The 22,252-nt window shown below is 36.6% G+C and carries 12 protein-coding genes; all 12 read right to left on the bottom strand.

Annotation, left to right across the window (positions count from 1 at the left end; genetic code table 11):
• Positions 1-2 precede the first annotated feature (2 nt).
• Positions 3-1,106, bottom strand: a complete 1,104-nt coding sequence (locus H6X70_RS04990; protein ID WP_194766566.1) for an alginate lyase family protein — start codon at positions 1,104-1,106, stop codon at positions 3-5.
• A 107-nt stretch (positions 1,107-1,213) separates the two neighbouring features.
• A complete protein-coding gene (locus H6X70_RS04985; protein ID WP_194766565.1) occupies positions 1,214-4,252 on the bottom strand; it encodes a sugar-binding domain-containing protein in 3,039 nt (1,012 codons plus the stop codon).
• A 10-nt stretch (positions 4,253-4,262) separates the two neighbouring features.
• Positions 4,263-7,226, bottom strand: coding sequence for a glycoside hydrolase family 2 protein (locus H6X70_RS04980; protein ID WP_194766564.1), 2,964 nt, complete (start codon positions 7,224-7,226; stop codon positions 4,263-4,265).
• A 27-nt stretch (positions 7,227-7,253) separates the two neighbouring features.
• The gene (locus tag H6X70_RS04975; protein ID WP_228530270.1) at positions 7,254-8,684 is read right to left on the bottom strand and encodes a sulfatase; all 1,431 of its coding nucleotides are present in this window, start codon (positions 8,682-8,684) and stop codon (positions 7,254-7,256) included.
• Positions 8,685-8,758: 74 nt separating this feature from the next.
• Positions 8,759-10,249 carry a sulfatase gene (locus H6X70_RS04970; protein ID WP_194766562.1) on the bottom strand — a complete coding sequence of 497 codons (1,491 nt, stop codon included), beginning with the start codon at positions 10,247-10,249 and terminating at the stop codon, positions 8,759-8,761.
• 15 nt (positions 10,250-10,264) lie between these two features.
• Positions 10,265-13,045, bottom strand: coding sequence for an alpha-L-rhamnosidase (locus H6X70_RS04965; RefSeq protein WP_194766561.1), 2,781 nt, complete (start codon positions 13,043-13,045; stop codon positions 10,265-10,267).
• A 4-nt stretch (positions 13,046-13,049) separates the two neighbouring features.
• Positions 13,050-15,851, bottom strand: coding sequence for a family 78 glycoside hydrolase catalytic domain (locus H6X70_RS04960; RefSeq protein ID WP_317171451.1), 2,802 nt, complete (start codon positions 15,849-15,851; stop codon positions 13,050-13,052).
• Between the two features lie 307 nt (positions 15,852-16,158).
• Positions 16,159-18,555, bottom strand: a complete 2,397-nt coding sequence (locus H6X70_RS04955; protein ID WP_228530269.1) for a BNR-4 repeat-containing protein — start codon at positions 18,553-18,555, stop codon at positions 16,159-16,161.
• A gap of 168 nt (positions 18,556-18,723) precedes the next feature.
• Positions 18,724-19,038, bottom strand: coding sequence for an L-rhamnose mutarotase (gene rhaM / locus H6X70_RS04950; protein ID WP_194766559.1), 315 nt, complete (start codon positions 19,036-19,038; stop codon positions 18,724-18,726).
• Positions 19,039-19,139: 101 nt separating this feature from the next.
• A complete protein-coding gene (locus H6X70_RS04945; protein WP_194766558.1) occupies positions 19,140-19,961 on the bottom strand; it encodes a T9SS type A sorting domain-containing protein in 822 nt (273 codons plus the stop codon).
• 206 nt (positions 19,962-20,167) lie between these two features.
• Complete coding sequence (locus H6X70_RS04940; RefSeq protein WP_194766557.1) at positions 20,168-21,016, bottom strand: hypothetical protein; 849 nt, start codon at positions 21,014-21,016, stop codon at positions 20,168-20,170.
• Between the two features lie 7 nt (positions 21,017-21,023).
• Positions 21,024-22,196, bottom strand: a complete 1,173-nt coding sequence (locus H6X70_RS04935; RefSeq protein ID WP_194766556.1) for a hypothetical protein — start codon at positions 22,194-22,196, stop codon at positions 21,024-21,026.
• Between the last annotated feature and the right edge of the window lie 56 nt (positions 22,197-22,252).

The following is a 22,252-nucleotide window of genomic DNA, read 5'->3' as shown; positions in this document are numbered from 1 at the left end:
GTTTATTTTTTATTTAAGGTATTAAGTGCTTTATCAAAAGTGTTATCATTAAACACTTCTTTAGCCAAATTCAAATCCGATAGCAGTTTCGATTTGGAATGTTTTTTATCCTCAATTTGTTGATACTCCCAATCTTTTTCACCAGTTAAATATGGTAGTAAGTATTGGTAGCCTGCTTTTATACTCCTTCCATCTTCAGAAACTGTATCCCAAAGATTCACCCCCACTTGCTGCCCCATTATGGCCAATTCTAAAAACCCATGTAAATTCATTACCGAATAGGAAAATGATTTAGTTCGTGCTAATTCTAATGGCTGACTCCCATCAGGTTCTATTTGGCTAAATATGCGATCTTTTGTTATTGTGGAGAGGTACTTTTTAACTGCTTCTTTTTTATTTAGATACAGTAGAATATTTAACAATTGTACATCATAGTGTGTTCCGTGATTATTTGTTCTAGTAGATTCTTGTTTCCCTAATTTACTATGCATTAACCAATCGCTATATTCCTTAAACCATTTAAGCATACCGCTCTCGGTTTTTTTATCCAATGTGTTTCTATCTTTAGCGAGTTCTAAAAATTCGATTACTTCTGTAATCCCGCTAAACTCAATGATACCAAAACACCTTCCTTCTGACTCTCCCGGAACATACTGTCCATAATTAACATTAGGATTCATTTTAGTAGTTTCATCTAAAAACCAAGTATTTATCAACTCCAAACACTTATTGGCGTATTTCTCTTCCTTGGTTAAGTAGTATGCGCTGTTAAGTGTTTTAACAGCAGAAATAAAGTTATCTAGTGTAGAAAAATCTGTGTAATTGTTTCGAGATTCCGGATTTACTTTTCCATCTTTTCTAATATATGGCAAGCCATTTTCGGATTCAGGATTTGGCCACCAATACGGACCAATACTCATATAGTCATGTTTATTACCACTTGGAGGCACTCCAACTTTATGCACTACAGAATATACTTTAGTCGTTAATAAGTTTTTTGCTTTATTTATTAATTCATTAGACCTATCATCTAGATTTTGACTGAATGTACTTCCCCAAAAAAAGAAACATAATCCCAAAAAAAATAATACTTGTTTATTTCTCATGTTTTTTTATTTCTATTTACTGTCTCTATTTCTACTAAATTTTAATAACAAAGCATTAACTAATAATAAGCCACTTATTATATATACTATAATCATCTTTTAAAGTATTAATCAATAAACAACTCGTCTATATAAGGCCCACTCTCTCCTGTGGTTTCTAATTTGATATTATTAGCTCCAGATTGCAGTACAATAATGGTAGGTGCAAACTTCCATTCCTTTTCCCAACCACCGGTTGGTTTAAATTCAATAGTTCTTACATATTCATCATTTACATACAGCTTCATTGGGTGTAACTTCCCTTCGTTGTTATGCATATACCTAAAGCGAATACTATAATCGCCAGGTTCGCCATCGTTTTCTTGATACCAAGTGATAGCGCCTTCACCTCCTTTAAAATCGACAAAACCAGAACCTTTAAAACGATGCGCTTCTCTACTCGGTTTGGCGGCTCCTGTTAAAATACCTTCTTCGGCAGAAATATTTACACCTCTACCTATCCACATATCGGCAGAATGTTCATCGCCCCAAAACAGACCTTCATTTTTACCGAAAGTTTCTTCCATAGTTAAAACCGTTTTACCATTTTGTTTTACAATGGCTTTCACAGTCGTGCCATCTTCAACCTTAAAAGGATCCTTATAAAGCTTGCCATGCGTTTCCGGATTTTCGTCATTGGTGGTGTAACGGATTTCTAAATCTGAAGTTTTCGATTTTCCTAAAAGTTGAATGTGCTGCGCATCAATTGTAATTAAATTTGAAGTATATAATGCCTTATCACCTAAGATAAATGCGGTTACCACCGAGGCTTCTTTAGCCTTAGGCAAGGCTCTTAAAAACAGTCTCGTTTTCCCAAAAAACAAGGCTCTAAAATCAGATTTAGTTCTGCTTGTAGGGTCTATTGGATTTCCATTTTCCATGGAAATTTTCTTGACATCACCCTGAATATGGTAATACACTTTGCTTTCTCCGTAAGGGTATAAATGGCCATCAGTATCTAAACTTTCTGAAGTAACTATAAAACTGTCTGTAAAACTTGCTTCGGCGTCTAATTTTAGAATACTAGTTTTTAATTTTGATGGTTGCTGCGCCGTTGAAAATGACGTTCTATTAACTTCCTTTCCATCAATATATCCAACTGCTTCAAGCCTTCCCGCTTCGTATGGCACTAGCCACTCGCATTGCATTTCGTTCCAAACGGTTCCTGGTTTATCTTTTCCTAAAGATTTTCCGTTAAGAAACAATTCTACTTCATCTGTATTAGCGTAAACCCAAACCGGAATGCCCGTACCTTTTTCCATTCTTGGATGCGTCCAATGTGGCAACATATGAATCATTGGTTTTTCTGTCCATTGACTCTGGTAGAAATAATACAAGTCTTTTTTGAACCCTGCAACATCCAAAGCGCCTCCCATAAACAAGTTAAAAGGCAAGCCCCCGTGTACTAAACCAGCTTCTCCATAATAATCGAAACCTGTCCAGCGGAAATGCCCACTGTGCCACGGATTATCGCGCATCACTTCCCAATATTTTCTGGCCGAAACGCGTACCGTAGCATTATCATAAGAAGAGTTGAAACGTTGTTTCCTATTTTTCCAATCTTTTGGATTAATGCCTTCGTAAAAGAAAATCTCCTTTTCGGTTAAATTAGGAAGCTCATAAGTTCCTGGTAATTCATTATCGCGCCACCAAGTTTGGGTTCTGTAATACCCTCTTGTTTGCCAAGTGTGTGGTGCTTCGGTAGAAATAAAAGGTTTTGTTAATTTGTTATTCTCTATAAAAGACTTTGTTTCAGACCCACCATTAACACCTTGAATGTCCATATCTTCGGGATTTCCTGCACCAGATGTAAACAATCGCGTTGGGTCTAGATTTTTACCAAATGCAACCATTTCTGGGGCTACATCACTATGGGTTTCATTCCCCAAACTCCAAACAAAAATACTTGGATGGTTGCGGTCTCTAGTAATCCACTCTTTTACGTCGGCTTGCCACCATGCATCAAAGGCTTGTTTGCCATAATCTTCGGGTGCTTTTTTATGCCAGCCATCAAAAATTTCATCCATTACCAACAAGCCAATTTCATCACAGATATCATAAAACATTGGCGGTGTAGGATTGTGCGATGGTCTAATAGCATTGATTCCCATATCTTTTAAAGATTGTAATTTCCAGCGCAACATGGGCTTTGTCCAAGCCCCTCCAACTGGACCACCTTCCCAATGTTCGCAAACACCTTTAAGTTTTACGTTTTCACCATTCAACCAAAAGCCGGTTTCGGTTTTCCATGCAACGGTTCTAAATCCGAAGGTGGTTGTTTTTTCATCAATAACCTTTTTACCATCCAGAATTTTCGTTATGGCTTTATAAAGATTTGGCGATTCTGGACTCCAAAGTTTAGGTGTTTTCACCTCCAATTGAACACTTGGTTGTGCTGAGGCTAACCTTTCACTATATGTTGCTATTACTTTGCCGTTTGCAGTTAATAACTCCACTTTGTATTTTAAACCTTTAGTAGCGCCTTTAATTTCTGCGTCGATAGAAACAACGCCTTGTTGTTTTCCTATAGAAGGCGTTTTTATAAAAATGGTGTTAGGCTTAAAATGTGTTGGATTGACTTCAACCAGCTTTACAGGAGCATAAATACCACATGGGTGATACCACCTTGCCGAAGGCTCTAAACTATTATCTACACGTACAGCAATCGTATTTTTTCCTGCTTTTAAATATTTAGAAATATCATATCTAAAACTGATGTAGCCGTAAGGTCTTTTACCCAATCTGTTTCCATTTATCCATACTTCGCTGTTCATATAAACGCCATCAAAATTGATATAGGTAGTTTTAGACAGACTCGCTTTGTTAACCGAAAATGTTTTTCGGTACCAACCAATTCCGCCATCATGGTACCCGCCACCTTGGCCTTGATCGCCACCTTTTCGAACACCTTTTTCGAAAGACCAATCGTGTGGAACATTAAGCAACTCCCATGAGGAATCATCTACATTTTCCTTAGAAAAGTCAGGGCTATCTTTTAATATAAAATGCCAATTATTATTGAAATTGGTTTCTATACGTTGTGCCTCTGTTCTATAAATAATTGAACACAGTATTATTAACAAACAAGCTACCCCTTTACTTCTCATTTTCTTTAAATTACTTTTTAAATTCCTTGACCATAACGGTATACATTCTACAATTTTCTGGTGCATCACCATCGCTGTTTCCTGCCATAATAATACTTTCACCCTCCTCGGCTACACGATGAAACACAGACATACTTGCCCCAACCACATTTACATTATCTCCTGTATCTTTATAATCTCTCAATAAAAATTCTGGGCGTGGTACGGTATCGTCATGTAATACATAAATGTGCATTTTTTTACCAGCAATAAATTGTAACTGATCACGCGCCCAATAACGATTATCGGAATTAGGCGTTCTAACATATTCCGATTCATTTAAATACCTCGGTAATACTGTATAATTATATTCTAAATCGGTATATGCTTTTTTACCCCAGTGCATGTTAGTTCTTAACATGGCCTTACCATCGCCGGTATAGCTGAATTTTTTAAATAATTCACTTCTATTCTTTACTCCCGGAACATATTCTGGCATTTCTGGCGTGTGTGCTGGTAAAGGCTCTTTGGCTAATACATTGGTATAAACTTGTGGAAGCGTTGTTGTTAATCCATTTTTAAAATCGATTGGTAAGCTTTTAAGCGTGACGTTAGCATCCTTAAATCCAGGTTTTTTAGCAGTAATGGTTACCGTTCCAGACTCTAAAACAGAACGCACAGCCACACGATTAATACCCGCCTCAATATCTAAATATAGATTGTTGGTACTATTTGGTTTTCCGCTATTGTATCCACCGCGCCAGATTGCTGGACCACTTATAGTAAAGTCTACACGTCCTTTTGCTAATGGGCATCGTCTGCCATGGGCGTCTACAACTACAACATCAATTAAAGCAACATCCGAACCATCTGCCAACCAACCTTCTGGCCCCGTAATAGATGTTAATTTTAAAGCCGCAGGTTCTCCTGTCGTTTCTTTTGTTTGAGTGGTTTTTAAGGCGTCATCTATAAAGCCTTCTGCTTTTATTTTACCAGATTCCCAAGCGACATTATCGAATTTAAAGACATAGCCATTTTCAGGATTTGAATTCGTTCCTACCAATTTATCATTCACATATAACTTAACCGAAGCACAGTTAGACATAACATACATTGTTTTTTTAGTGCTTTCTTCATAATTCCAATGCCCTACAATATGCACTTGCGGCTCTGGGCGCCACATAGCCTTTAAAGCGTAAAAAGCTTCTTTTGGTAAGCGTACGGCATCCACTTCGCCACTAGCACGGGTGACTTCTGTAGGACAGCGACCGCCATGTGGGCCATCTGAAAATATCCAATTTGCACCTCCAGAATGGTACGCTTTTTTACCCATTTTATTCCACCAGTGGTCGGCTTGGCGCACCGCAAATTCTTCCGAACTTAATTTGTATGTATTTTTACTAATGTTAGGATGGTTATAAAAATTATCGTCTGGCGAATTTTTATCCCAAATACGTCTCGGAGCTTCCTCGCGATTATATTCGCTTTCGATTAGCGGTAAATCGGGGTATTCTCGTTCCCAACCCTCTGTGCCAATTTCGATAGACACATAACCTTCTGAATCGTTTTTAACATCTGCACGACGGTTTCCCATCAAGCGTTTTCCTTTAGGATCGAAGGTATTAATAGCCTCTAGAATTTCTTTGTAATGGGCTTCAGATTCTGCCCAGTTTCCACCTTCCCAAATAAATATAGATGGGTGGTTACGGTAGTACACGATTAAATCTTTAAAAGCTTTATAGCGGATGTCCCAGGTTTCACCTTCGTCTTCCGATTCGCCGCTCACACCTGGCATAAGGGTAACAAATCCGTATTTATCGCCCATATCTACTTCGGCGGGCGAAGCAGCACAATGTCCCCAACGAATAAAATTTCCGCCAGCTTCATCCATTAACTTAAAAGTAAGGTCGCGTAACCAATCTGGTAAAGCAGCTCCTAATCCAGCCCAAGCATTGGTTGGTTTTTGCCCCCAACCGTGTAACTTAATTTGTTCACCATTAATCCAAAAACCAGAATCTTTATTAAAATCAAAATTGCGAATACCTAAAGGCGATTCGTAAGTATCAATCACTTTATCACTTTCTTTAATAGCCGATACCACTTTGTACATATAAGGGTAACGCGTATACCAAAGCTGCGGATTTTGAATATTGGTTACCGATGTAACCTTCATTTTTTGTCCGCTTGGAATTGCCACATCTTTAATAGAATGTGCAACCACAGCACCATCATTATCGATAATCTGTGTTACCAATGTGATGTTCTTTTTTTGGGAGTGCTCGTTTTGAATTTCGGCTTCAACAGTAATATCGGCACTTTTTTCGCTAATATTTTCGGCATAAACATAGGTTCCAACCGTTTCTAGATTATCGTAAAGCGGTAATGTAATATGAAGCGGATCCATGGTATGCAGAAAAACATTTCGGTAGATTCCACCGTGGGTTGGATGCCAGTGTTCGTGATTCCAAACTAATGGGAAATTTTCTCTAAAATGATCACCACGATCATTATTTACCTTTACAGCGATGATATTATCTTCTCCAAATTTAAGATGTGAGGTTAAATCGAAACCAAAAGGAATAAACCCAGTTTGGTTTTGGCCCAAATGAACGCCATTGATGTACACATCAGCTATTTGACGCACCGATTCAAATTCAATGAATACCTTTTTACCGTCATCTTCTTTGGGTAATTTAAAATGCTTTCTATACCAAACCGTACCACGCCATTGGTTATCTTCGCCATCATGATGACCGTGACTTAAATCGTCGAAAGTATCGATATCATTAAAGGTATGCGGGCAACTTATCGTTTCCCAAGTTGCATCATCATAATTTATATCTTGTGCTTGCTCTGGATTGGATTTTATAAATTTCCAATCGACATTAAAGTTATATTTTGTTCGATTACTATTTGTAAGGGCTTCTGCAACCTGTTGGTTTTCTGCACAAGAACATAAAATAGCAATAAAACATAGTGTGATCAACTTTTTCATTTTGTTATACTGATTTAAGTATCGGTTTTAATTTCTAGGTGTATCGTTTTGTAAAAAAGGACCTTGATTTCTAGGAAATTGGGTTTCTAATAAACCTTTCATCCGTGCTTCTACCTTTTTATATTTCGAGTTTCCTGATAGATTTTTAAAGGATAACAGACTATTTTTATGCTCATATAATTCTGCCCCCAAAATGTCTTGCGTTTTGGCATCTCGCCATTCGGTATAGCGCCATTCGCCATCTGTAGCAGTGCATCCCATAATGTTTTTACCGCGAGCATAAACTGCAGTAGCCACTTGATCCCATGTTGTATTGGGACGGTCTATAACTTGCAAAATACTTTTACCGTCGGTTTTTGGACCTTCTAATCCACACAATTCAACTAAGGTTGGGAAGATATCGACATTCTCTACTAAAGCATCAGATGTTTTACCTACTACTCTACCTTTATAACTAGTTTCTCTACTTACAATAAGCGGTACTCTAACATCTATTTCTTCATTAGAATGTTTACACCACGCACCATACTCTCCAATTTTATAACCATGATCACTCATAAAAATAACGGTGGTGTTTTTTCTTAAATCTAAAGCTTCCAGCGCCTCCATAACTTTTCCAACTTGAGCATCGACATAGCTAATACTGGCGTGATAACCATGTATTAAATCTCTAGTTAGATTGTCATCTAAATATTCTACATCATTCGGAATACCATGATATCCTTTAAGTTCTCCCCAATTGGTAAGTGCCAAACGGTACATGTTTTCAGGCTTTTTACGATCTGGAATTTCAAAATTATTTTTATCGTATAAATCCCAATACTTTTTAGGAGCGTTAAAAGGCAAATGGGGTTTACTAAACCCTACAAACATGATAAATTTATCATCCTTCAATTTCTGCAAAGTTTCCACGGCATAATTAGCCGCACGCCCATCTTTATAAGCTTCATCGGCTACATCGGCATTTTCAAATGCAGGACCATTAGATTTTTTACCCTCCCTTTTAAATTGTTCTAAAAGCGCAATATTTTCTGGTTTATTATAGGTATTTGGTTCTTTTGAAAAATAGTTGGTCCATTGTTTTTTATCATCGGTTCCGTGGTGATACACCTTTCCTATACTTACCGTTTTATAACCGTTTTCTTTAAACAATTGTGGTACCGACACTACATCTTTATGAACCGACCGCAGTGGCGTAAAAATGCTATAAATACCCAATTTTTCTGGTCGTAAACCTGTTAAAGTACTCATTCGCGAAGGGGCACAAATAGCTTGCTGCACATAAGCTTTATTAAACTGAACCCCCTCAGTTGCCAACTTATCAATATTTGGAGTCATGGCGGTTTTACTACCATAACAACCTAACTCTGCTCTTAAGTCGTCTACATAAAATACCAGTACATTAGGCTGTGATTGCTGTGCTATAATCTTACTAGAACAGAACGCTAGCAATAACATTATAAAAATTTTATGTCTCAAATTCATATTAGTCATTTAGTAATAAGTTTGATTTGTTGAATATTATACTGCTCTTATTTAGTAACAGAGGTTGGCGACTGCACTACGCCTTTACCTTTGTTGAATTCCCAAAACGGAATGGCAGGTTTATTTTTACCAAATACATAATTGTATTTCTTTAAATAATAGTCTCTAGATTTAAACTCATCTCCCAATTGAGCCAATTTCTTATTAAGCTTGGCGTCTAATTCATTCTGAAGAGTTTCAAACTCAGGGTTACCCAATAAATTATTCTGTTGATATGGATCGGCTACATTATCAAAAAACATACTTGGTCCCTCTGTGGTTTTTGCATAAGTATATTGCTTCGTCCTTATCGCTCTGTATGGCAAATTTGGATATCCGCCAGCAAAAGGCGCCACATTCATTACCAAAGCTTCACGGTCTGCTTCAGGGTCTGGATTTTTAATTAATTCAGACAAATCTTCGCCTTCTATACCGTCTGGAATTTTGATATCAGATAAACCTAAAAGAGACGGTAATATATCAGGTGTATTTATAGGAGCATTTACTGTAGTACCTTTTTGTTTATCTATTCCTGGATATTTTATTAAAAAAGGAACGCGTATAGATTCATCCCAAGCGACTTGTTTTTGAAAGGGTCTAACATCATGTGCGCCCATCATTTCACCATGATCTGAAGAAAACACCACTATCGTATTTTCATTTAAACCTAAAGCATCCATCTGTTTTAACAATAAACCTATGGCCTCGTCTGTTGCCGTGGCATGAGCATAATACCCTTGTAACTCTTCTCGACTACGGGCCTCAAATTTCGGACTTACATTAGGATTAAGTATCAGTGATTCTGGGGGATACATATCTTTATACTTCTGAGGCGCAGAGACATGTGGAAAATGCGGTGTTGCTATGGACACAACAGCCAAAAATGGAACATCATCTTTTGCATGTTTTTCTAAATATGAATTCGCATCCTCTACAATTGCGAAAGGCGAATACTTATCCCAATATTTAATTTCAGGATTATCATTATCATAATAAGGCATTTTATTATAATCGTGAGAACACTCCAAAGCTTTCCAATAGTCGAATCCTTGGCGTCTTTCTTTTGGTGTAAAGGCAGAACGTCCGTGTCCGTCAAGATGCCATTTCCCCCAATAAGCTGTATGATATCCTTCGGCTTTAAAAATCTCAGCCATACATAATTCTTCTGACGGCAAATACAAATCGTTTAAAAACATGCCCGTAGTTGTTGGAAACCTACCTGTAAGCAAAGCCGCGCGATGTGGTGTACAAACAGGGGTTACCGAAACCGCATTAGTAAAATTAACGGCTTCTTTTGCCAAAGCATCTAAATGTGGCGTTTTCACATTAGGGTCTCCCGCATAACCAAGTGCCGAACCGCGCCATTGGTCTGTAAGGATATATACTATATTTGGTTTTGTTGGTTCTTCTTGCTGTTCAACCGTTTTCACTTCGTTCTTACAGCTAACCAGCGTAAAACTTGTTACCAATGCTAATTGAAGTATCGCTGTTATTTTCATAGAAATGGCCATTTTTTATAAACTATATTTTGTTTGAAATTTATAGGTGCCCGGTTGGGTTAAAACCTTAATTATATTTTTTTCTTTTGATGATATGAGCAACACACTCTTACTCTCTTTAAAAACCTCATTATCCATTTTTAATGACTCTGAATCATCTGCTGGAATTTCAATCTCGGCAGTCGTGTTTGGAGGCACAACAACTTCTAAAAACAAGGTTTCATTTTTTATTTCCCAAGAAGATGCTACTTCTCCATAAGGCGTATTTAAAGTTGCTGATGCCGATGTTAACGGTGCCTTTGGTATTGGTGCGATTCTGATGATTTTATAACCCGCTTGTAAAGGTGCAATTCCTGCAATGCGCTCATACATCCACTCGCCTATTGCTCCATAAGCATAATGATTTAAACTATTCATACTCATCGGGTTATAACCTTCTGTTTTGCTATAGCTATTCCAACGCTCCCAAATGGTTGTTGCTCCTTGGTTTATTGAATAAAACCAAGACGGATAGGTTTCATTAAATAAGAGTTTGTACATTAAGTCTATTTCTCCCGTTTCATCTAATACCTCCGATAGCAATGGGGTTCCTAAAAAGCCTGTACGCAAATGATTATCGGCTTCGCTAATTTTTTCTAATAACTGTACTTTTGCGTTTTCTTTATTTACTTCAGAAATTAAATCGAAAGCCAAGGCTAACAAATAAGAGGTTTGGGTTGCGGTAATATCTTTTACTTTACCATTTATAAAAAACGCATTTTCGAAGGCTTTTGCTACCGATTTGTATAAAGCTTCATATGTAGCTTGTTCCTCACTCTTTCCAAGAACCTCGGCCGTTTTTGCTGTTAATCTTGCCGAATGCGCAAAGAAAGCGGTACCGATTAAACTATGTGAAGTATCTCCTTTATTATTTCCATTTTCAGGATAAGGCTGTAACCAATCGGCAAAAGAATTCATATGCGAGATGAAATCTGTTGAAGACGCTTGATGATGCGCTACCCATTTTTTCATCATATCGTAATTTTCTTCTAAAATGCTAACATCGCCCGTTCGGTAATATATTTTCCATGGAATTATAGTACAAACATCGCCCCAACCAGAACTTACTTTTCCATTGTGTAACACATCTGGAACTACAAATGGAATACCACCATTATCATATTGCGATTCGCGTACACTTTGCATCCAACTGGCCCAAAACTTATAAACATCGGCATTAAACATCGATGTTGGTCCGAAAACTTGGGCATCGCCCGTCCAGCCCATACGTTCGTCGCGTTGCGGACAATCAGTAGGGATATCGAAAAAGTTGCCTCTTAAGCCCCAAACGATGTTGTTTTGCAACTGATTTAGCTTCTCGTGAGACGTTGTGAACGTGCCATTTTCATCAAAATTAGAATACTGCACTGCACCCTTAACCCAATCTTTAGAAGGTGTTTTTGAAGCATCAAACCCACTTAACTCTACATACCTAAATCCGTGGAATGTAAACTTTGGCATCCATTCTATGGTACCATCTTTTGCGGCTATATAGTAATCTGTAGATTGCGCACTTCTGTAATTGTCTGTATAAAAAGTCCCGTCTGGCGATAACATTTCAGAAAAACGAATTTTTAAAGTATCCCCCTTTTTCATAGGAACTTTTAACACAGGTACCCCAACCATATTCTGTTGCAAATCAAAAATAGATGCATCTTCTTTTAATATAATCTCTTTAGATTCTAATACCATTTTAGATTTAACGGTAGTATGACGTTTTGGTTCTAATTTAATGGCTGATGTTACTGGGAACGCTTGTACTGCTTTCCAGTTTTTATCATCAAAATTATTTGTAGTCCATTGTGGCATTTCTAAATGAGCATCATAGGTTTCACCATCATAAATTTCTGAGATTCGTATTGGGCCTTGGAATGTGGCTTTCCAAGTATCATCTGAAATGATGGATGCTTTGGAACCATCTTTCATGGTTACTTCTAGCTGACATAATATTTTAGGTGATTCGGTATCGCTCCAGTAGGATTTCATCCAACCTAAACGGCCAGAATGCCATCCTGCAGCAACTTCAACACCAATAGTATTTTGTCCAGATTCTATTAAATCGGTAACATCATAAGTGATGGTTTCAATTCGCTTTTTATAAGGCGTATACCCTGGAGGCATCACGTCATCACTCACATCTTCTCCATTGATAGCCACATCAAACACACCTTTTGCCGTAATATATAATCTGGCTGTAGCCACATCGTTAGCCAACTCGAAGCCTTTTCTTAAATATTGTGGTCTATGAATAATGTTATCCTGACTTCCTAAAACGCCTTCTTCTTTGGTAGGCAACCCAATCCATTGAGCTTTCCAATCGCTGTTATTTAATAAGCCTAATTCAAAATTCTGAACCGGACTCCAATTTGAAGCCTTATCATCCTGATTCCAATATTTTACTTGCCAAAATACTTTTTGACGTGACTCAAGCGGTTTACCCTCGTAGTTTATCCATACAGATTGCGAAGAAGATTGCTTATTAGAATCCCATAAATCGGGATTGCTTGGCAATAGTTCTGGACTACTAGCTACCACAATCTGGTAAGCCGACTGACTAATTACTCCTTCCACAACGGGTAATTCCCACGAAAATGTAGGTTTAGCATCGTAAAAACCTAGCGGATTTTTAAAGCCTTCGGAAATGGTTAAATTATCTACAGTCTTTAGTGATGTTTTATCTGCACAAGAAAGTTGAAGTAGTAGAATAAAACAGACTAATAACTGCAAGAGAGGTTTTATTGTGAATTTATTTAGCATGTCATTAAAGTTTAGTTTGAATTTTATAAGTACCTGGTTCGGCTAAAATGTTAATTAATCCTTGATCTGAATCTATGAGTTTTATATTTGATTTTTCGTTAATTATATGACCATTTACTGTTACACTTTCTATAGATGCATTTGGCACGGTAATTTCTGCAGTTGTATTTGGCGGAATAACAACATCCAGTATAAAAGTTTCTTTATCTTTTTTCCACGAAGTTGATGCTAGCCCATAAGGGGTATTAATACTTGCTGCTGCCGATGTTAATCTGTCGTTTGGTAGTGGTGCTATTTTAATTTTCTTGTATCCAGGAGCTAATGGAGCAATCCCTGCAATGCGTTCGTACATCCATTGCCCAATGGCTCCGTAAGCATAATGATTAAGGCTATTCATGCTCTGCGGATTATACCCTTCAGCTTGGCTATAACTGTTCCAACGTTCCCACATCGTTGTCGCTCCTTGATTGATAGAGTAAAACCAAGAAGGATAGGTTTCTTTAAATAAGATTTTATACATCAAATCTATCTCTCCCATATCATCCAGGACTTTCGGTAAAATGGGCGTCCCAATAAAACCTGTTCCTAAATGGTAATCGGCTTTTTTAATTTCTTCAAGTAAGTGCTTTTGTGCTTTTATTTTGGTTTCAGGTTTTAACAAATCAAAATAAATTGCCAATAAATAACTGGTTTGGGTTTCTTTAACATTCTTTACTTTTCCGTTTTTATCAAAAAAAGTATCTCTAAAAACTCCAGCTATGTTTTTATGTAAATCGTAATATTCTTTTTCATCTTTACTATGTCCTAAGATTCCTGCCATTTTAGAAACTAAAAGAGACGAGTGGGCAAAATATGCGGTAATGATTAGCTCTTTCGAGGTATCTCCACTATTTCCACCTTTTCCTGTTTTGGTTGGATAGGGTTGTAACCAATCTCCAAAAGAACGCATTTTGGGGATAAATTCTTTGTCTTCTATTTTCGATTTATAAAAACCAATCCATTTTTTTGCAGCTTCAAAATTTTCTTTTAAAACCCTTTTATCACCTGTAATGTTATAAATATTCCAAGGAATAAGCACTACAGCATCTCCCCAACCAGGACTTGCTCTGTTAATTTGAAGGACGTCTGGCACAATCCAAGGGACTAATCCGCTTTCGTGTTCTGACTGATTTTCTCTAAGGCTTTGCAGCCAAGCTGTCCAAAACGCATGGGTATCATAGTTAAATAGTGATGTAGGCGCAATAACCTGAGCATCACCTGTCCACCCCAATCGCTCATCTCGTTGCGGACAATCTGTTGGAATATCGAAAAAATTATCACGTAAACCCCAAGTAATATTACTTTGCAGCTGATTTAGTTTGTCATGAGAGGATGTAAAGGTTCCGTTTTTCTCAAAATCTGAATGTTGTACTATACCTTGTACCCAAGAAGATTCTGGTTTCGCATTTTTATCATAACCACTTAGTTCTACAAATTGAAATCCGTGAAATGTAAATTTCGGAACATACTCTACAACACCATCTTTAGCAGCTATATAATAATCGGTTGACTTTGCAGAACGATAGTTTTTAGTATAAAAAGTATGGTCTTTTAGCAACATTTCCGAAAAACGGATTTTTAAAGTATCACCTTTTTTCATCGGTACTTTTACTTTTGGTACGCCTACCATATTTTGTTTTAGATTAAAAACTGCCGAATTTTCATCAACCGAAACAATTTCTGTATCTTTTAAAACCTGTTGATTCTTAACGGTATGATGTCTTTTTGGTGCTAATTTAACATCCCTAGAAATAGTCTCAACTTCAACCAATTCCCAACTACGGTCATCAAAAGTAGCAGTGTTCCAATCTGGTATTTCGAAATTGGCATCGTAAATTTCGCCATCGTAAATCCCCGCTAAACGTATGGGGCCATTTGTAGTACCTTTCCAAGATTCGTCGGAAATAATGGTATGTTTTGAACCATCTTTCATGACAACTTCTAATTGACATAGAATTTTAGGTGATGCAAAATTTTCATACAACGCTCTACCTCTACTAATTCTTCCTGAATGCCACCCAGATGCTAGCTCAACAGCTAGGGCGTTTACACCAGTTTGTAACAGGCTAGTAACATCGTAAGTAAGTGTTTCTATGCGATGATTGTATGGTGTCCAACCAGGCGTCATGACGTCATCACTCACATCTTTCCCATTTAAGTGCACATCAAAAACACCTTTTGCAGTAATGTATAGTCTAGCAGAAGTGACATCCGAAGACAACTCAAAACCCTTTCTTAAATATTGAGGCCTGTGCATTAAAAAATTTCGAACACCTTTTATGCTATCTTTTGCCGTGTTTAATCCTATCCATTTCGCTTTCCAATCGGCATTTTTTAACAAGCCTAATTCAAAAGAATTAATCGCACTCCATTCTGAAACTTTTCCATCTTGATTCCAAAAGCGTACTTGCCAAAATACGTTTTGTCTTGATTTTAATTGTTCTCCTTGATATTTCACAAAAGTAGATTGTGAACTTTCTTGTTTCTTAGAATCCCATAAATCTGGGTTATTCGGTAAAAATTCTGTTGAAGTCGCCGCAATAACTTGATAGGCCGATTGTGATTTCACAGCTTCTGAAACGGGTAGTTTCCAAGAGAATGAAGGCGTATCATTGTAAAACCCTATAGGATTTTTAAAACCTTCTGAAACCGTTAAATGTTCTGGTCCTTTAACTAAAAACTTTTCTGTACAAGCCAGCAAAACACCTAAAAAGGTGAAACTTACCATTAAAAAGAAACAAAGCTTATAGGCTAAAAATTTATACACGAATCAAAATTTAAATTGAACTTTTATGAGACTAATATTATGATACTGTGAATAGAACTGTTTTATATGGATTGAATATTGTTAAAAAGCATGGTTACACTTTTGTTCCTTTAGCCGTGACTTACAGCATAGCGCTTTTTACTTATTTCGGTAAAGAGGCTGCCTAAAAAGTTGTTTTTACCTCAATCTGAATTTATTTCAGATCCTTAAAATTATTGAATTTCAATATAATGAGATTCAGTGTCAAGCACAGAATGACAATTGTTTTAACTTTTTAGACAGCTTCTTCCATTGAAGACAAACTTTTCTAATTTACAAGTAGCTTTTTATATACCGTAGCGTTATTTCCATTAGAAATTTTAATCATGTAAAGACCTGAATTAAATTTCATTTGGCTATCAATCTTTAGTTTACCTGAAGTCATTTTAGTTTTAAAAACAGATTTACCAAGCATATCATATATGTCTACATAAGCCAAGCCCTCCAAATTATTCAAACTAATGGTAAATTGATTATTCGCTGGATTCGGATAAATTTTCACTCCAAAAGCGTTGGAGTCTATATCTGGTGTACTAAGCGTATTAGATTCGACAATCCATTTAGATCTCGCATCCGAACTCCCAACATGTTCTATGATACCATTAGGATTATGGTAAATGTAATGAGAGTTATTTCTAGTTACAAATTGGTAGGTTTGGTCTGCACTGTTATAAACCACAGAAAACTGTTTATCGCTATCTTCTCTTGGAGCACCAAAACCCGTATTTATTAAATCATTTGCAGGATTTCCAGCTGCTCTCAAAATACCTTTATCCGTTCTTTTGCTTTCTATATTGTAATAATTACCAGCTTTTACAAACTCCCATTCCTTATCACCAGGAACTTCATTTGTGCCGGTATCACTTTCGACAACATCAGCCCCTACAGAGTGGATATATTTTCCAGTAACATAGTTTTTTAATCTGTATATGTCTCCAGTTAAATCATTTGGATCGAAAATCTTAAAATTTACAGTAATTTCAGAAGAGTTCACCGTTTGACTTGAAGCATTGTAAGCCACAGCTTGTACGGTATAAGTACCGTCTGTGCTTGGCGTCCAGTCAACCGTATAAGGAGCGGTATTATCTTCGCTAAAATAAGTACCATTAACCAGAAATTCTACTTTAGAAATACTACCATTTTCATCGGTAGCTTCTGCAGCTATTTGTACTGTCTCGCCAACATCATAAGTAGTACCATCCATAGGGGAAGTTAGCGATACCCTAAACGGTTCTTTTATAATATCTAGATCTATTATTTGTAAATATAATGGCTGAGCATTACCCGATTTATTTTCCATCAAGTAATAATAAACTTTACCTTCATTAATATGCACCACTCCATGATCAAAAGTTCTACCAGAAGTAGCCTCATAAATTCTTGTGAAATTATTGGTCCCTCCTTGAGCACTTTCTATAAAAACACGTCCATTACTAAGTCCAATTAAAAAAACACTATCACCGGATGTATATAATTCTGAACCTCCTCCAGAAAAATTATCAGATGTCGTAAAACTTGTTGCGCCTGAAGGTTTATACGTATGCAAATATTTAGTAACATTAAACTGATTATCCTTTACTTTACTAATAATATGCACATCACCATTTTCTGTTACGGTCCAATCGAAACCATCTACAATACGAAGCGCGTTTTTATCGGTTCCTTGCACATAATCGCCTGGTTCCATTACTTTAATCAAATCAGCATCATATAAAGGCACAGAAAAAGGTTCTCCTTTATAATTTTTCCAACCTGTTGCGCCACTTTGGTCATCGGAATAGGCATAATACACCCCATTTTGGTATTCGTATTTATCATTATTATTAGCAGATCTTCTTTGAAAACCAATACGTAACTTTCCGTTAAGGTATTTCATTTCTCCATAAAGACCCCAATTATAAGTTATACCAGGTTGATTTTTTGCATTTAAGGCATTGAAATCTGTGAAATTACCCCAGTTTCCTGTACTAGCATCGTATTTTATAAATTTATACATCCCGTTATTGTTGCCGCCTTCACGCATTAGCATAAATAGTTCGCCACCATCATTTAAAAAGAATTTAGGATAGGTTAATGCAACAAATTCAGATTGCGGTGCAGCTCCAGGCATTCTTAAATGCTTATAGTTTCCACTACTACTTTGAACAAATTTATCTAAAGTAAAATCGGCATCTGGTAAGGAAGCAACGTTTGCTAAGGAATACGAATACCTAAAATAATCATTAGCCAAACTACCATTAGATGGTTTAGTTGCACTATAGGCATGCATATCGTAAAGCAAATGAATCGATCCATTTAAAGGACTTATTCCTACAGCAATCGTGTTGTGGGATTCACCAATCCAATATTGATTTTGAAAGCCAGTATGTCTGTGCGGAAACTCAATCGTTGCCTTAGTTCCCGTTTTGGTATTGTACCGCGTTAGCATGACATGGCGCTCTGCCTTTCCACCTTTATACCAAGTCATAAAAACATAATCACCGTAGGTTTTTATACAATCACCATGTGCAGAAATGTTTTTTCCAAAATAATAATCGTAAGGCGCATTATCTCCTGTATTTGCAGTACCGCTTGGAACTTGATTACCATCAAAGTGTAAACCTAAATCGGTTATATTAATCTCATTTTCCAATACAACCTGAGCATGCAAAAAGCAAGAAAACATTAAAAACCCTAATAACCATATGGTTTTAAACCTCTTACATCTCTTTAATTTTCTATTTATCATATTTTTAGCTGTTTAGTTTGTTTAACAGCTAAAGTTATAATCTTTCGTAATAATGGCTGTACTGCTTTACAGGGGTAGAAATGTAGCACATTTGTAATCAACTTTTTAGTCCAAGTAAAACAACTCTTCCAAAGGCATGGTAACTGGCGAATTATCTGGGTTTACTTCCATAATATCCGCCATAAAATCCCACCACTTTTTAACAATGTCGTTATTAGCCAAATCTTGAGAGTTATTATTCCCTGAAACTTTTTGAAAGGCAAAAAGCGTGTCGGTATCTTCATCTAAAAATATCGAGTATTCGCTAACCCCTGCTTCTTTAAGTAACTGTTTTAGCTCTGGCCACAACTTATCATGACGTGATTTATAGGCTTGTTTTTGACCTTTATTCAATTTCATCTTAAAAGCTATTCTTTGCATATTCTTTATTATTTTCTTTAGTTTTTATGGTATAAAAAAATCATTCTACTAAAAAATAGAATGATTTTTAAAATTTTAATTACAGATGATTTCGTCTACGACTACTGCTTAATAATCTTTTTTGAGAAGCCAACACCTTTACCTTGAAATTCTACAATGTAGATTCCAGCAACCAGTGCATTAACATCTAATTCCATTGACGAATTGCCATTTAATTTTCTTGTTATCACCTCTTTACCTAGTAAAGAATAAACTGAAACTTGCTCAAAATTAGAGGTCAAACCACCAATAGAAAGTACTTCTTTTACTGGGTTTGAAACAAACACCGAGCTTGTATCAAACTTCGAATTACTTAAAGTAGTGGCTTCCCAAGAAAACGTAACACCTGCACCACCGTTTAATTTTACTTCAAGACCATCACCAGCAGTTTGAATTCTTCGCTTAGCTTTTCCAGCCCAACTACAAGTTGCACATGTATTCTCACTAAATATTTGAGTTCCAGAATTTCTCGTTGGATTCCACACATCTAAACCATCAGGACTAGGAGCTGCAGTCGTATTTCCTTTAACACCTATTACAGGTGAATCGACATCAGATTGTAAAATTTCAACCAATCCTCTTCCTGCAATAACAGATTCTAAATAATAAAACCCTGATCCTATTGCACCATCTGGAACTTTAACCGTCTTAAACTGTTGCAATTCTGGTTTAGCGGTATTTAGAGGTTGATATGTCAGTTTTTGTTCCCAAGTTCCAAATATTGGTGGGGTTTGGTCTGGTAAAGTTAAATACAAATCTTCACCATCTACTTTAATCATATAGGTTGCTTCCATATGATCAAAAGCATTACCTTGAGCTTGCACCTGTAAAGCAAATGCACAAAAGAATAATGCAGCAATAAATTTTAAAGTAATTTTTCTCATAATAAATAGTTTTAATTGGTTATTAATAAAATTTAGTTCTAAACACCTAAGTGTCCGACTATAAAGTTAATATGGTTTAAAACTATTCTTATCCTGCTTTACCCTGCTCGACCCTTAAAAACTCATTTTTTCTTTATTTTTTTCAATAAAATGCATTTTATTACATAGAATAAAACACTATATTCAAATTATAAACTGAGTTGATTTTACTTTGAATTTTTAACAATAAAATTTTCTAATAAAGATCTTACGTGCTCTACTGTCCCTAATTTTATTCCGTTATTGGTCGCACCTGTTATCCAGTATAAAACCATTCCTGCGTCGGAGCAGTCCCATTTACCTTTTTGAAACTTCACCACATCATCAACTTCAGCTAACTTTCCCATAAGCCAAACAAATTTTACTCTATCATCTTTATGGTTTTTTGCCCAATCCAAATGTGATTCATCTACTTTTAAATTCATATTTTGATCTGGGATACGCACTTCATCCACTCCAAAATCTAGAATACTTTGCCAAGTATAAAAATCGCCAGCATCATCGTTAGCGGGGTGATGTGTTACCACCTTAACAAATGGATGTTTCTCTTTTTTTGAAGCTGCTAAAGCAAATCCAATAATATCAGGTTCACCAGCTTCAATAATCCAAAGTGGATCGGCTTCAGACGAGTTATTTATAGCTTTACTCAAATCTTTTATAGTATCATCTAGCTGCCATTTGGCATCAAAAAAGGTTAGCTTTTCAAAACCACCCCAGCGCCTTGCTGTTCCATCGCAAGCGGTTTGCATCATGGCATGCCTTTCGTATTCAGCCGCTTCCGAAATACGAGCTACGCGAACCAAATCACAGCTATGGGAATAATGCACTAATTTATTTTCTAAACCTGTAGCACGTAATAATGCCAATGAAACTGCTGTACCACCTAAATCGTCTGGGTCTGGAGAATTACCATCTGCCACTATGGCGATTCGGCCCTTTGGAGGTTTTATTGTTGGCTGAGCTGTTAAACTGGTAGAAATTAAAATGGTTAACAGTAATAAAGCTAATTTATTCATATGATTTCTATTTATTCTTTTTGTAAAACGTGTAAGTTGATGGTGACTCTTGCACAATCTCTCCTTGTCCTACCGGCGTAAAAACAAGACCTGCCCAACGTGCGCGAGTCCATTCCGTTCCATCTGTAGCTACTTGGGCTTCAATGGTTATTTTATCACCTTTTTTAAGTTTAACATTCTTCCAAAATCCATTAAACCGTTTTCCTTCTTCCCAAAGCACTGGTGTTATTGGGGGTTGGTATACGCCTAGTTCTGTCTCATTAAGTTTTATACGAAATGTTGAACGGCCATCATTTTCGCCTACTCCGACAAAAATAACATCGTAGCGACCACTCTCAAAATTGAAGGTTTTTGATGTTTGTGCTTTTTTATGTTTTTTAGGATTTATAGCCATCCAATTTTTACCATTTTTATAAAAATGTGTTCCTTCAACAGGAAATTCTTGAGCGGCGATATACTTATTGCCAGGAAGACTTCTTGCTATAGTTTGAAAATAGGACAATTCGGGTTTAGAATTATCAGACTTAGGCAAATTACCTGCTGCTAATAACACAGTAGGACCTATATCGATGGGCACATAATTAATATCGTTAGATAGCACAAACTTATCAAACTCAAACCCATCTTCACGCATACTAAATTGAACGTCATGAATTCCAGCATTAGGCACTTCTAAATATATCTTATGTGGTACACCACAGTGTTCCTCTTTAGTTCGTTGCTTACTTTCCCACATCCAATATGTTCTTCCTGCACACCACTGCATACGTTGTCCATGTTCAGGCCAATTACCATTTAATCCCACATGAAGGCCATTGTCTTCACTACCGGTACTCATGGCGCGCACCCATACATAATAGCGGCCTGGAGAACTAAAATTAACCTTATAGCTCACTACAGCCAATTGCCCTGGCTTATTAGAAAAATTTTCTCCTCTAACAATGACATCATCATGGGTTACTCTGGTATCTGGCAACACTTCGATATAACTATAATTACTCGCGTTTAAATAATGATTAGCGTCTTCATCACGCCCAACAATAGCAGCGCTGTCTTTTGTTGTACGGTACCATTGTCTAATTTCTGAATGCGTTTGTTTATTAAAATATTCGGCTTCTACAGCAACCAATCCTCCTTTTTCTTTAAAAACTACATCCTGATTCACTAAAGGCTGTTGCAAATTAAAGGTTTGCGCAATACAAGTATAGCTTGTTATTAAGGTTAGAAAAACAACAA

The sequence above is a fragment of the Tamlana sp. I1 genome (genome assembly GCF_015355625.1).
Lineage (GTDB): Bacteria > Bacteroidota > Bacteroidia > Flavobacteriales > Flavobacteriaceae > Pseudotamlana.
This window is presented reverse-complemented; position numbering and strand designations above follow the sequence as displayed.

What these genes read in the sequence shown, in the direction of transcription:
- H6X70_RS04990 (WP_194766566.1), bottom strand. Translation starts at nt 1,106, where the DNA reads ATGAGAAATAAACAAGTATTATTTTTTTTGGGATTATGTTTCTTTTTT.
- H6X70_RS04955 (WP_228530269.1), bottom strand. Translation starts at nt 18,555, where the DNA reads ATGTTTTCTTGCTTTTTGCATGCTCAGGTTGTATTGGAAAATGAGATT.
- H6X70_RS04940 (WP_194766557.1), bottom strand. Translation starts at nt 21,016, where the DNA reads ATGAATAAATTAGCTTTATTACTGTTAACCATTTTAATTTCTACCAGT.
- H6X70_RS04975 (WP_228530270.1), bottom strand. Translation starts at nt 8,684, where the DNA reads ATGTTATTGCTAGCGTTCTGTTCTAGTAAGATTATAGCACAGCAATCA.
- H6X70_RS04945 (WP_194766558.1), bottom strand. Translation starts at nt 19,961, where the DNA reads ATGAGAAAAATTACTTTAAAATTTATTGCTGCATTATTCTTTTGTGCA.
- H6X70_RS04985 (WP_194766565.1), bottom strand. Translation starts at nt 4,252, where the DNA reads ATGAGAAGTAAAGGGGTAGCTTGTTTGTTAATAATACTGTGTTCAATT.
- H6X70_RS04965 (WP_194766561.1), bottom strand. Translation starts at nt 13,045, where the DNA reads ATGCTAAATAAATTCACAATAAAACCTCTCTTGCAGTTATTAGTCTGT.
- H6X70_RS04980 (WP_194766564.1), bottom strand. Translation starts at nt 7,226, where the DNA reads ATGAAAAAGTTGATCACACTATGTTTTATTGCTATTTTATGTTCTTGT.
- H6X70_RS04970 (WP_194766562.1), bottom strand. Translation starts at nt 10,249, where the DNA reads ATGAAAATAACAGCGATACTTCAATTAGCATTGGTAACAAGTTTTACG.
- rhaM (WP_194766559.1), bottom strand. Translation starts at nt 19,038, where the DNA reads ATGCAAAGAATAGCTTTTAAGATGAAATTGAATAAAGGTCAAAAACAA.